At 57.2% G+C, this 13,343-nt stretch carries 10 protein-coding genes; 8 read left to right on the top strand and 2 right to left on the bottom strand.

Going from position 1 to position 13,343, the window contains the following annotated elements:
* Positions 1-166 precede the first annotated feature (166 nt).
* Entirely contained in the window at positions 167-640 is a 474-nt protein-coding gene (locus LCH64_RS24085) for a hypothetical protein (RefSeq protein ID WP_226501497.1), read from the top strand.
* Positions 641-773: 133 nt separating this feature from the next.
* Positions 774-1,061, top strand: coding sequence for a barstar family protein (locus tag LCH64_RS24080; RefSeq protein ID WP_226501496.1), 288 nt, complete (start codon positions 774-776; stop codon positions 1,059-1,061).
* A 224-nt stretch (positions 1,062-1,285) separates the two neighbouring features.
* On the opposite strand, the gene LCH64_RS24075 is transcribed toward LCH64_RS24080, so the two are convergent.
* Positions 1,286-1,648, bottom strand: a complete 363-nt coding sequence (locus tag LCH64_RS24075; protein ID WP_226501495.1) for a DUF6124 family protein — start codon at positions 1,646-1,648, stop codon at positions 1,286-1,288.
* 806 nt (positions 1,649-2,454) lie between these two features.
* Here LCH64_RS24075 and LCH64_RS24070 point away from each other — a divergent pair.
* The gene (locus tag LCH64_RS24070) at positions 2,455-2,706 is read left to right on the top strand and encodes a DUF2790 domain-containing protein (protein ID WP_226501494.1); all 252 of its coding nucleotides are present in this window, start codon (positions 2,455-2,457) and stop codon (positions 2,704-2,706) included.
* A 45-nt stretch (positions 2,707-2,751) separates the two neighbouring features.
* Here the strand turns inward: LCH64_RS24070 and LCH64_RS24065 are convergent, their stop codons facing one another.
* Positions 2,752-3,696: a LysR family transcriptional regulator gene (locus LCH64_RS24065; protein WP_226501493.1), complete on the bottom strand. Its 945-nt coding sequence runs from the start codon at positions 3,694-3,696 to the stop codon at positions 2,752-2,754.
* Between the two features lie 86 nt (positions 3,697-3,782).
* Here LCH64_RS24065 and mug point away from each other — a divergent pair, with 86 nt between their 5' ends.
* The 5 genes from mug to LCH64_RS24040 all read left to right on the top strand — a co-directional run bounded on the left by mug (position 3,783) and on the right by LCH64_RS24040 (position 13,313).
* Positions 3,783-4,304, top strand: coding sequence for a G/U mismatch-specific DNA glycosylase (gene mug / locus LCH64_RS24060; protein ID WP_226501524.1), 522 nt, complete (start codon positions 3,783-3,785; stop codon positions 4,302-4,304).
* Between the two features lie 305 nt (positions 4,305-4,609).
* Positions 4,610-5,125 carry an Hcp family type VI secretion system effector gene (locus tag LCH64_RS24055; RefSeq protein WP_027613808.1) on the top strand — a complete coding sequence of 172 codons (516 nt, stop codon included), beginning with the start codon at positions 4,610-4,612 and terminating at the stop codon, positions 5,123-5,125.
* Positions 5,126-5,252: 127 nt separating this feature from the next.
* Positions 5,253-8,159 carry a type VI secretion system tip protein TssI/VgrG gene (tssI, locus tag LCH64_RS24050; RefSeq protein ID WP_226501492.1) on the top strand — a complete coding sequence of 969 codons (2,907 nt, stop codon included), beginning with the start codon at positions 5,253-5,255 and terminating at the stop codon, positions 8,157-8,159.
* Positions 8,156-12,841: an RHS repeat-associated core domain-containing protein gene (locus LCH64_RS24045; protein ID WP_226501491.1), complete on the top strand. Its 4,686-nt coding sequence runs from the start codon at positions 8,156-8,158 to the stop codon at positions 12,839-12,841. The genes tssI and LCH64_RS24045 overlap by 4 nt, the downstream gene beginning before the upstream one ends.
* Positions 12,831-13,313 carry a DUF4265 domain-containing protein gene (locus LCH64_RS24040; protein WP_226501490.1) on the top strand — a complete coding sequence of 161 codons (483 nt, stop codon included), beginning with the start codon at positions 12,831-12,833 and terminating at the stop codon, positions 13,311-13,313. The genes LCH64_RS24045 and LCH64_RS24040 overlap by 11 nt, the downstream gene beginning before the upstream one ends.
* The last annotated feature ends 30 nt before the right edge of the window (positions 13,314-13,343 follow it).

Genomic DNA, 13,343 nt, shown 5'->3' with positions numbered 1-13,343 from the left:
GGACGTTTTGAGTCTAGAAATCAAATTCATCCCCTTTTTCGTCCGCATTGGTACGATCTGTTTACCGTACCGTTACCCTTCAGCGAGCGTCGAAGGCGACTCACGCGGACTTCAGCGCTTTCCCGCCCGGTGCTCCCTTGATCCTCTATCGTTAAATGGAATTCCTATGGATCACCGCATCCATGCCGCTTACCATCATGCGAAATTTAGCCGTAGCCCTTGTGCCTGGTTGTTTATCGACGGCGTACCTATCGAGGAGTGGCTGAACTGTCACCTCGAATACCCGAATCTGGAACTCCACGGTCTTTCATTGATGTGGCTGCTGGACGAGGAAGAAGACGCGCTCGCCAAACGGCGTTTCGAGCCTGCAGAGGACGGCACATCGACGCCGGTTCCGCTGCTGGTCTGTGGCGATGACATGGACTTCGATTGCTTTGTGCTGATGACCGAACAGGTGATTGACGGAGAGACTCTGCATTGGCGACGTTTTGGGGTGAGCGTGTCCGACGGCCTGGAAGTCGGTATTACCACTCGATGGGACGCCGAGAGTCGCCCTGTCAGTTTTTCCCTTGGGGAGTTTCGCGAAGCGCTGGAGGAGTTTTACAGGCTGATGAAAAGCCGCGATGTTCGCCTTGGATGAAGCGCTTCATTGACGATTCCTGAGTTAAATACCTCGGAAAATCATAGCAAAGGTGTATAGCAGCATAGGCTCCCTGACAGAGGCCGACTTCAGTTACCCCTATTACTGGCGAACAATTTTTTTGGTGCTGACGATGGCCCGTTTACAGGTTGTAAAGATTGACTTGAGTGAGGTGACGAGTTCTGACGAACTCCATTCCATCTTGATGGATGCACTCGGATTCCCAGGCTGGTACGGCTGTAATTGGGATGCTTTCTGGGACGCAATTACGGGACTTGTTGAAATGCCCATACACTTGAAGTTCTCAGGGTGGAATACTTTATCCAGACGTTTACCGGGGGATGCGAAACTGATGCGAAAAATCCTTGAAGACATGAAGATCGAGTATCCAGAACTCGCACCAGATGTGAAGTTCGACTAAACGATTTTTAGGCCGGCATTTGGCCGGACCCACGTATACCGCCAGCCTCCCTTACGAATTTTTTCAGTAGATCCCGCAGCGAGATTCTTGGCTCACTGCCGTTGGCTGGCTGCACCCTCTGTTTTTTACACACTCTTGGCCGAAAGCAGACGAATCGATGCATGGCGGTTTCTGACAGATCCCTCCTTGATCCTCACAATAGAGCGCCAAGGAGGGAGCGTTCGTTATGCCGTCGGCACAACATTATCCAACGCCTGATTCACCGCCAGTTCCCCCAGCATCACCACCTGCGCAATGCCCAGCAGCGTCTTACGAATCGGCCCCTCCAACTGCGCGGCCACATCCCCCAACATCACCGTTGCCGAACCCAGCGATTCACTGGCGTTTGCCAGCAATTCCTCGGTCGCGATCTCGGGATTGGCGAGGAACATGGCGTTGGGTGTGTAGGGCGTGGCCATGATTTGGCTGGCGGGGTTCAGGTAGTGGTCGAGGGCGCGTTCGGCGGCTTCGCTGAGTTTTCTGGAATCGGGGGATTCGTAGGGTGAGACCGTTTCGGTTTCGGGCGGATTGGGCGTTACTTTGAACATAGATGAAGCTCCAGGATGAATAAAGTGGAGCCATCACCTTCGCTACCAAACGAAGGGTGGTGGCCAAACGCAGGTTGGTAGACCGGTCACCTGGATACCCGGCGCATCCGAAGATGCCCTACGCATGGCCACCATAAAAACAGCGGACGAAACCGTCCCTGCAAATAGGATTGCTATGCGACAGGTAAGCCGGGCTACCAAACCCGATCGCTGCTTTTCAGCGACCGACCCACGATAGAACCCGCACCCTAGACGCACAAGCCGGCGGATTCTGGCGTAGTCGTAGGCAATGGCGCAAGGCGTTGTAGCCTGGGATGACGTAACGGCGAGTGTTTTTAAACGAATGCGGGGGAAAGGGTTAAACGCGAAGATTTTTGGAGCTGTGCTTTTTGTGAATGGATGGTTTGGCAAGGGGGGCAAGCGGAGCCGCTTTGCAGTTCATCGGGGCGGTGCGACGTTTCGCTAAATCCTTTACCACTGGAGTGGTTTTTGTCTGGGGATCTGTCGAAGCGGGCGGTGGGGTTGGTGGCTGCGGTAGGCGCGGGTTTCTTCCTGGCTGGTCTTACGCTATCGCGAGCAGGCTCACTCCTACAGTGGATTTTGCAGTGCTCACGAATGTTGTGGCGCGCACCAAACCTGTAGGAGTGAGCCTGCTCGCGAAAAGGGCATCCACGGTGTGTGGGTTTATTCATCACCATTCTGGACACAGTGTTTGTCCAGCCGACCGATTTTTGCCGTGCGCTTCACCCCCTAACATCGTCTCCACTCCGTGAACAAACACGGTTCCCCACGAGACGGTGAACATCATGAAACTTGCAAAACTCGCTCTTCTTCTGGTCCTCGGTGGTATCGGCGCGCAAGCCTTTGCGGCGGATGAAACCGCGCAAGTCGAGGCGTACAACGCCGCCGCTCAAGCAGACATCGCCCATGTGGTGTCGATCTCCGAAGCGGCCAATCAATGCGGCGCGGTGCCGGTGCAGATGACTTATGAAGACTCGACCGGTGCGCGGCATGTCGTGCAATACCAGGTGATGGGTAGCGGTTGTTCCAACGGTTGATGGTCGATGCCGGCGCTGGAGGGTCGACACTCCAGGTCTGCGGCACTAAGCGTTGGCAAGCTCCTTGGCGCCGGCCATGTCTTCATCCGATGCCAGCAGTTGCGGGATGGCGGTTTTCAGGAACTCCACCCAGGTCTTGATTTTGGCGTCGACGAATTTGCGCGACGGGTAGATCGCGAACAGGTTGTATTCCTCCAGGCGGTACTGCGGCAGTACCCGCACCAGTGTGCCTCCGACCAATCCTTCGACGGCGGATGCCAGCGGCTGAATGCCGATGCCCATGCCATTTCTGATTGCCGTGGCCATGCCGTCGGCGGTGTTGATGTGGAAGGGCGAGTCGGGGATATTCTGGGTTTCCATGCCGTGAGGCCCTTCGAACACCCAGTTTTCTGCAGGCATCACCGTGTTGACGATGCGCAGGCAGTCGTGCGCGGCGAGGTCGACGGGTGTGGCAGGGTGGCCGCGTTTGGCCAGGTACGCCGGTGAGGCGCAGAGGATGCTGTAAGTAGTGCCCAGGCGTTGCGCGACGAAGCCGGAATCGGGTAGGTCGCGGGCGAGGACGATCGACATGTCGTAGCTTTCTTCGAGCAGATCGGGCAGACGATTGCTCAGGGTCAGGTCGAACATCACCGTCGGGTGAATCTCGCGGTAGCGGGCGATTGCATTGATCACGTAGTGGTTGCCGATGGCGGCCATGGCGTGGATCTTCAGACGCCCGACTGGCAAGGTCTGGGCGGTGCCGGCTTCTTCATCGGCTTCGCGCAGGTCATCGAGGATTTTTTCGGCGCGCTGCAAATAACGCACACCGGCTTCGGTCAGGGCGAGGCGGCGGGTGGTGCGGTTGATCAGGCGCGTGTGCAACCGGGCTTCGAGGCTGGAGACGGCTTTGGACACGTTGGTCGTGGTGGTGTCGAGTACATCGGCCGCGGCGGTGAAGCTGCCGCTCTGGGCCACGGCGACGAAGCAGCGCAGGGTCTGAATGACGTCCATCGTTGTTTTTGGCTCTGTGGCTGGGATGGCCATTCTAGGGTTTGCCGTGGGTGGTGGTGCAAATGTTTGCGAATGAGGGCGGGCGCATGGCGGGTGAAGGGCTTGAAGACATTCTGGCGCCGGGGCTTTCGGTGGTGTTTTGCGGGATCAATCCGGGGTTGCTCGCGGCGGCGCAGGGGCATCATTTTGCCGGGCGCGGGAATCGCTTCTGGCGCACCTTGCACTTGGCCGGGTTCACCCCGCATGAAGTGCGGGCGGAGGATGATCGAAGCATCCTGCAATTTGGCTGCGGGTTGACGGCGATGGTCGAGCGGCCGACGGCGCGGGCGGATCAGCTAGCGGCGCAGGAGTTCACGGCGGCGGCCTTGGGCTTTGAACAGAAGATCGCCCGCTGTGCGCCGGGTTATGTGGCGTTTCTGGGCAAGGCTGCGTATGCGGCGTTGTCGGGGCAGAAGGTGGTGGCGTGGGGGTTGCAGGCAAAGACCTTCGGTGGCGCGTACGTGTGGGTGTTGCCGAACCCGAGCGGGAGGAACCTCGCGTTCAATCTTCAGCAGTTGGTCGACGCTTATCGTCAACTGCAAGTGGCGTCGTCAGCGTCGAAAATCTAAATATCACCACTGCGCAAAAAGTTGCGCAGTTGCTTCACGGATTTCACCCGAGAATCTACTTCAAACCCTTATAAAACGTGCCCTCCAGCCAAGTGCGCAAGAAGTTGCACAGCACTGCGCAACTTCTTGCGCACTTTTTTCTGTTTATCGAAATTTTAAACGGCTAAACGCAAAGGCATTGCCGCCAACCCCTTGATCCATAATGGCTAGGTGATAGCTGGCACGGAACTTGATCTCTGAGCAGACACCCGGACAGGCAATGGTGCCTGTCGGTTGTGTATTTTTCGAGCAAGGAGAGCATCCCCATGGCAACACCAGCGTACATGTCCGTCACTGGCGAAAAACAAGGTCTGATCACTGCCGGCGCGTTCACCGCCGACTCCGTGGGTAACACCTTCCAGGAAGGTCACGAAGACCAGGTCATGGTTCAGGCCTTCACCCACGACGTGATCATCCCGCGTGATCCGCAATCCGGTCAGCCAACCGGTCAGCGCGTGCACAAGCCAGTGGTCATCACCAAGGTCTACGACAAGGCTTCGCCTCTGCTGCAAGCGGCGCTGACTTCCGGCGAGCGCATGAGCGAAATCGTTATCCAGTGGTACCGCACTTCTGCTCAAGGTACTCAAGAGCACTACTACACCACCAAACTGGAAGACGCGATCATCGTCGCCATCAACAACAAGATGCACAACTGCCAGGACCCGTCGAACGCCCACTTCACCCACCTGGAAGAAGTGCAGTTCACCTACCGCAAAATCACCTGGACCCACGAAGTCTCCGGTACTTCGGGTTCCGATGACTGGCGTGCTCCAGTCGTTTAATCGCGACTGATTGTTGTACCACCCCGGCCAGTGCGGCTGGCCGGGGCGGCTTTGACCTACAGAATTTTTTGCGTGCGCCACGCTTCATGGAATGGCGCCCGTCGCAGCATTGCGCGAGGAACAAGGGATGTTCTCACCGGCCAATCAGCCTCATTTCAATCTGACCATCGATGGCGCGGACAGCGATTTCCAGGTGCTGTCGTTCACCGGGAAAGAGGCGCTCAACACCCCCTTCGAGTTTGAGCTGGAACTGGTCAGTGAGAAAGCCTCGATCAACCTCGAAAGCCTGCTGCACAAACTCGCGTTCCTGCAGCTGTCGCCCAGCGGCACGGGGATTCACGGGCTGATCTACAGCATCGCCCAGGGCGAGGCCGGCAAACGCCTGACCCGCTATAAAATCTCCTTGCGCCCGCAGCTGTCGTACCTCGCGCATCGGGTCAACCAGCGCATCTTCCAGCAGATGACCGTGCAGCAGATCATCAGCAAGGTGCTGGAAGAACACGGCATTCTCGCCAGTGACTATCACTTCCAGCTGAGCGCGATTTACCCGGAGCGCATTTACTGCGTGCAGTACGACGAAAGCGATCTGCATTTCGTCCAGCGCCTGTGTGAGGAGGAGGGGATTCACTACCACTTCCAGCACACTGCCAGCGGCCACAAACTGATGTTCGGCGATGACCAGACGGTGTTCCCGAAACTGGCGCCAGTGGCTTATCAGCAGGACTCCGGACTGGTCGCCGATCAACCGGTGGTGAAGCGTTTCGGCCTGCGTCTGGCGACCCGCACCAGCCGCACCACACGCCGTGATTACGACTTCGTCAAACCGAAGATCGAGCTCGAAAGCGATGCCAAGAGCAGCGCCCAGCCGGATCTGGAGGATTACGATTATCCGGGGCGTTTCGTTGATCGCGAGCGCGGCAAGCACCTGGCCAATCGCGCACTGGAGCGCCATCGCACTGACTATCGTCTGGCCGAAGGCAACAGCGATCAGCCGATTCTGGTCAGCGGGCATTTCCTCGCCCTCACCGAACACGCCAACCCGACCTGGAACGATCTGTGGCTGCTGACCGAGATCTTCCACGAAGGCAAGCAGCCGCAAGTGCTGGAAGAGTCGGTGACCAGCGACACCACCGACAACAAGGACGATTTCCACCAAGGCTACCGCAACCGCTTTAACGCGATCCCGTGGGACGTGCCGTACCGCCCGCCGCTCGATCATCCGAAACCGAAAGTCCTCGGCACCCAGAGCGCCGTGGTCTGCGGCCCCGAGGGTGAAGAGATCTACTGCGACCAGTACGGTCGGGTGAAGGTGCAGTTCTTCTGGGACCGGGAAGGCGAGCACGACGACAAGACCAGTTGCTGGATGCGCGTGGCCTCGAACTGGGCTGCCGAAACCTTTGGCGCGATCAACATTCCGCGGGTCGGCATGGAGGTGTTGATCACCTTCCTGGAAGGCGATCCCGACCAGCCGCTGATCACCGGTTGCCTGTACCACGGCGCCAACCTGCCGCCGTACAAACTACCGGACTTCAAGACTCTGGCCACGGTCAAGAGCAAGGAATACAAGGGTAGCCGCGCCAACGAACTGCGCATCGACGACACCACCAGCGAGATTAGTATTGCGCTGCGCAGTGATCACGGCGCCAGTGCGATCAACCTCGGCTACTTGACACACCCGCGCCCGAGCGGCGGGCAGCCGCGTGGCGAAGGTTTCGAGTTGCGCACCGACCGCCATGGCGCGGTGCGTGCTGGCGCCGGTCTGTTGATCACCACCGAGCCGCGCCCGAACGAATCGAAGCACCATAAGGACCTGCCGGAAACCGCCGAGCGCCTCGCCACTGCGAGCGATCAGCAGGACGGTTTCGCCACGCAGGCCAAAGAGCTTCAAGCGCAAGAGGCCGGCGATCAGGACGATGTGGCCAAGGCGTTGCACGCGCAGCATCAAGGCGTGCTCGGCAGTGGCCCGGCGAACATGACCGCCAATGAATTCCCTGAATTCACCGAGCCGCATCTGGTGCTCGCCAGCCCCGCGGGCATCGCCCTGACCACGCCGCGCTCCAGCCATATCGCCACCGGTGAACACCTGGCGCTGAGTAGCACCGGGCACACCAGTTTTTCCATCGGCAAACGCCTGCTGGCCAGTGCCAGCCGTGGCATGCGTCTGTTCGTGCAGAGCATGGGCTGGCGGCTCGTGGCGGCATCCGGCGACATCGACGTCAAGGCACTGAAGGACAGCATCAACCTGCTGGCCAAACTCAACATCACTGCCAATGCCGACCGCATCACGATCACCGCCAAGACCGAACTGGTGATTCAGGGCGGCGGCAGCGCCACCACTTACAACGCCGGCGGCATCACCCACGCCACCACCGGCCCGTACACCGCGCACGCGGCGAACTTCGCCTACACCGGGGCGAAAAGTTTGGCCGGCGTATTCCCGGAACCGCCGAAACCGGGCAAGGGCAATCTGGAACTGTTCAACCAGTATGCCGGGCGTCAGGGCATCAAGGAAGGCGACTACGAAGTCATCGACGCCCTGGGCAAAAGCATCAAGGGCAAGCTCGACGCCAAGGGTTTCGCCAGCGTTTCTGGCGCTGCACCAGGCCCCGCGCGCGTGTTGTTCGGCAAGGATCCGGCGGACACCTGGAGTGAGAGCAGCTACATCGGCAAAGCGGAATGGCCGCTGAAACCGCCAGCCACTGAAGACGTACCGAGTCAGGTGCAGGCGATGGTTGCGCAGGTTCTGCCGAACAAGAACTGGGACATGTTGGAGAAGGGCAAGGAACTGGCGCAGAGCGGCATGGGCGCCACGCAGACCGCACAGGGCGCGATGCAGACGGCGCAGCAGGTGAAAGGGGCGGTGCAGGGCGGGGCGGCCGGGTTGCCGAAACTTGCCAATGCGGCGCTGCCGAGTGCATCGAGCATCCTCGGCGCAGCGAGCAGGGCAGGGAAACTGCCAAGCCTCCCGGCCCCGTCCTTGCCCAAACCATCGCTTAAGACGCCTGGCCTGCTGAATGGGGAGGTGCTCTCATGACTGAGGCAGCCGTTCCCAAGAAGCGCGAGCCGCAGGTCGCTATCGTTCCGCTCAACACGCTGGACGTGCAGGACGTAGGTCGTGGGGCTGCCCGGTTTGATGCCTGGCTGCGATCCATCAGTGGTGGTGTCGTCACGCTCGACCGAATCAAAGGGGTCGCGGGGTCGCTGCCGGTTGTCGGCAACATCATGGCGCTGGTCGATGCGCTTGGCGATATCGTCACGCTTACCAGAAGCAAGCAGCGGGAGTTGCTTGATTGGGTCAGTCTGGGGATCAACCTGATCGGTGTTTTACCTGCGCCTCCGACCATGGCGGCTGCTCGTATGAGTTTGCGCCCGACCTTGTTTCTGGTACGTCAGGAATTGCGTAATAGCGTCAAGATGCTGTTGGGCGATTCGATGATCGAAGTGCTGGTCGGGCATTTGAACGCAACCATCGTCGGCACGATCGATGACTTCGTGAAACAGGCTCAAGGCAAACTCTCGGGCATTCTCGCCGATGCAGGAAAACTCGGCGAAAGCGCAGTCACCGAAATTGCCAAGGGTCTTGAGGCCGTTGTAAATGGCAAGCTTGATTCAAAAGGCGATGCGCGCGCGGCTGGACAAAAGATCACGGCGGCGGGCAATCAACTGCTCAGCGATCCCAAAGCGGCAATCAGTAATATCTTCGGGGCTGCATTCAGTGCCTACAAAGCCGTAGGTAAAGGGGTTGCCAACAGCGCGGCGAAGAATCTTTTGCCGGATCAGGCTAAAAAACTGGTGATGACGCACACCGGTTCATTGAGAGCGATGGGGCCTGAGATCAAAACCCAATTGAGCAAGTTGGGTGACCCAGGAACGCGTCATTCGATTGGTTGGTTGTTGCAAATGCTCAGCGGTGCTGTGGTGACGTGGCGCAAGCGTCGTGGGCATGGACAGAGTGCTAGCGTTAAACCCAACGCCACCAGTAAGGCTCAACACAAGGCCGGTGAAGGTCGACTCGAGGCCAGCAGCCATCAGGCTCCTGCGAACGCCAACGCTAATGGCAAAAAAAATGGTGCTTGCGCGGGTACTTGCAACAGCATCAGCTTTGCGTTGGGATCCGAGTCACTGAGCCATACCGATTTCAGCCTGCCGGGTCCATTTCCTATCGAGTGGGTGCGCACCTACAGCTCCCGGTTTGATGCTTTTGACAATGGCGAATTAGGGGCACGGTGGGTAACGGAGTTTACGACCCGATTCGACTGCAAGGACGATGGACTGGTTTTTTTTGGAGCCGATGGTCGTAGCATCGATTTCCCCCTGCCCAAGCCAGGCCTCTTTCACTATGACGCCGTTGAAAATCTCACGTTGGTTCGTTCCCGTGAGGATCAGCTGCTCGTTTGCTTCGGTTTCGAGCGCAAGGAAACCTATGTCCGTCGTGGTCGTTCCTTTTGGCTGACGGATGTCAAAATGCGCAGTGGATCCGGGCTGATGCTGCATTACGAGCATCGCCATGGGGATGCCCTCATATTATCCGATCTGATCACCTATCAAGGTGACGTCACGCAAGTCCACTTGCACATCGGTACGCTGATAGATGATCAAGGACGCTTGACCGGTCTCTGGGAGATTCGTGACGGCGCGCCTGTGCGGCAATTGTGTCATTACCAATATGACCTCCATGGCGACTTGATCCAGGCGCAGGATGAAAACGGTGCGGCCTGGAGTTATCAGTATCAGCATCACCTCCTGACTCGGTATACCGATCGCACCGGCCGCGGTTTGAATCTGCAGTGGGATGGCCACACATCGCACGCCAGGGCTGTGCGCGAGTGGGCGGATGACGGCAGTTTCGATACTCGCCTGGAATGGGACGAAAACATCCGTCTGACTTACGTCACTGATGCCCATGGCAACGAGACTTGGCATTACTACGACATCAAGGGCTATACCTACCGGATTCGCTATGCCGATGAACGTTCAGAGTGGTTCTTTCGCGATGATGCGAAGAACGTGATTCGTCACGTTCATACAGATGGCACCACTGATCGCTACAGCTATGACGAGCGCGGTAATTTGCTCGAGCACATCAGCCCCGACGGCAGTGTCGCTCACTACGCCTACGATGATCTCAACCAACTGATCAAGGTAAGTGATGCAGAAGGCGGTCAGTGGCAACGAGCTTACGATGATGCCGGCAATCTGGTGGAGTCAGTCGATCCGCTTGGGAACAAGACTGAGTACGCCTATGACAAAGCAGGTCAGTTGATCGCTATCAAGGATGCAATTGGCAACGAGAAAACGCTTGAGTACAACGTTGCTGGTCAGCTTCTCAAATATACCGATTGCTCTGGCAAGACCAGCGAGTGGGAATACAACGATCGCGGTCAGATGATCTGCTTTACCGATGCAGCGGGGCAAAGCACCGAGTATCAGTACAAGACCGGGCATATCGCCTTGATAACGCATCCAGATAAAACCGAGGAACGATTCGAGCGTGATGCCGAAGGGCGTCTGCTCGCTCATGTTGACGGTCTGGATCGCTGCACGACGTGGAGCTATAACGCGGCCGGTATGGTTGCCGAGCGAATAGACGCTTGCGAGCAAACGCTTCGTTATCGTTGGGATCGGCTAGGTCGGCTGATAGCACTCGAAAACGAAAACGAGCAGCGCACCCAGTTTCACTATGATCCTGTCGGAAGATTGCTTGAGGAAAAAGGCTTCGACGGCCTTGCCACACGCTATCAATACGACGCTGAGAGCGGGCGGTTGGCGAGCGCCATCAGCGGTGAGCGCATCATTTCGATGGTGTTTGACCCAATGGGGCGGCTTGTTGAACGCCATGCGAGCCTGGGCAATGCGACTCAAAGCGAATCCTTTGCGTATGACGGTAATGGCAACATGGTCTTGGCCACGAACGACCAGAGCCGGTTGCTGTGGTTCTATGATTCGGCCGGTAATCTGATCAGAGAGCACCAGCATTATCAGGATCTGGATACACCGCTCGTTGCCATCTGGAGGCATGAGTACGATGCCCTCAATCAGTGTGTCGCCACGACTCGTCCGGATGGCCATCGGGTGAGTTGGTTGACGTACGGCAGTGGGCATTTGCTCGCGTTAAAACTGGATGATCACGAACTGGTCGGTTATGAGCGAGATGATTTACATCGCGAAGTCGCTCGTTATCAAGGGAATCGCCTGCACCAGACGCAAAAGTGGGATCCGACAGGGCGGCTACAAGAGCAATTGCTCGGTCGAAGCGATGACAATTCGACGTTGCTCAAACGCCAGTACAAATATGATGCGGTCGGCCAGTTGACTGAGCTGAACGATACTCGTCGCGGACCGCTTACCTACCGTTATGATCCGGTCGGGCGACTGATCAGCGCAGCAAGTCGCCTCGGCGTTGAAAACTTCGCGTTCGATCCTGCCAGCAACCTGCTGGACGAGAAGGTGACAGAAGTGCGCCGGCCTCTTGATCAGGCCCCGACACGTAGTCGGTTGGTAGACAATCTTTTACGTGAATACGTCGGTACTCATTACGAGTACGACGATCGTGGCAACCAGACATTGCGTTGGCACAACGGTCAGCGCAGTCGATTGCAATGGGACCTGTTCGATAGGTTGGTGCATTTTGAGGATGATCGTCTTTCGGTCAGATACGCCTACGATGCCTTGGGTCGCCGGTTGTATAAGCACTCGACAGCCCATTATGTGAACCGTCCTGAAGCAGGTTCGCACTGGAATAAAAATGAGCAGGGGCGCATTCAGCGCTTGCTTGGCTGTGGCTTGACCTTGTACGGGTGGGACGGGGACAACCTCTCCTGGGAGAGCAGCCCGGCCCCTATTGATGGGGGGACAGGTCGCACAGTCCATTACGTTTATGAACCCGGCACATTCGTACCGGTGGCTCAAGCCCTCACACACGCCTCGATTGATCTGTTGAGTCAGCCGGAATATGTCGGCGGCGACAATCTTGAAGATGATCCGCTGTGGAGTCACGCTCCTGAAGCACAACCGTTCGATGCCCTGGCCTGGTATCAGTGTGACCATTTAGGCACACCATTAGAACTTACCGATCAAGACGGTGAGATCGCCTGGAGCGCTCAATACAAAGCGTGGGGGCAGGTGAAAGAACAGATATCAGCCTCGGCAGTGCGGCGCGGGCTGACTAGTCCCATTCGTTTCCAGGGCCAGTACCACGATCACGAAACAGGCTTGCACTACAACCGCTACAGGTACTACGACCCCCATGTAGGTCGCTTCATCTCGAAAGATCCGATAGGTCTGATGGGGGGCATCAACCTTCATCAATACGCGCCTAACCCAACCCAATGGGTGGACCCTTTAGGGCTGGTCAAGAAACCGCCATCCAAGCGCGCGCTGAAGGACGGTGATGGAGCATCAGCACAAGATATTGCTGCGAGTAAGGTCGGCGGAGGTAGTCGAAAAGGGCAGGCGGCATGTCGTAAAAAACTCATCGATAAAAGTAAACCGGTGGGCGTTTACAAGTGCTGGCGGTGCGGACATACCTCTACCAATCCTGATGACATGCACTTGGGGCATAAGAATGTGGCTACCTCAAATGGGGGCAACCTTGCCGATGTCAACGTAGATCTTGAGGGCGCTTCGTGTAACCTGAGTGCGGGAAATAGCGGTTACGTGAAAGAAGGGATGTCGTGTGTCGAACGTGGAAGTTGTGGAGCGCCATATGGACGATAAAGAATTGCCTGTACTGATTCAGGTGTTTGTATCAGATGACGGTGGCCCTGTATTCGAGGAACTCCCTGCAATTCAGAGGGGGCAGGATACTTATGAGCTGTTGTCTTCCCCTGGTCTTGCGCTGAATTTGGCTCGAGGTGATGTCATCTCGATAAAAAACAAAAACACCCACGCTGAAGTCCTGAAGCGCGGAGGGAATTTTTGTATTCATATCTACGCCGATTTCATCCCCGAGGACGTCATAGCGCAGCTCGAAACTGATGTCGGCAATGAACTGGGTGGAACGCTGGATGGTGTTTTCGAAGGCAACCTGTCACTGGCTGTGCCGTCAAGCAATGGCATGGACAGCATCAATGAGTTTTTTGATCGGTTCCGCGAGAAAACCGGACTCGAATGGTATTACGCCAATATCTATAAAAACATTGATGATGAAGATGATGAAACGCTGCTCAATTGGTGGTTGCAGAGCTGACTGATAGACCAGCAGACGGCAGGTTCACGA

The organism is Pseudomonas sp. MWU16-30322, assembly GCF_020515535.1.
Classification (GTDB): Bacteria; Pseudomonadota; Gammaproteobacteria; order Pseudomonadales; family Pseudomonadaceae; genus Aquipseudomonas; species Aquipseudomonas fluorescens_H.
The sequence above is the reverse complement of the archived record's forward strand: the minus strand, read 5'-3'. Positions and strand labels throughout refer to the sequence as shown.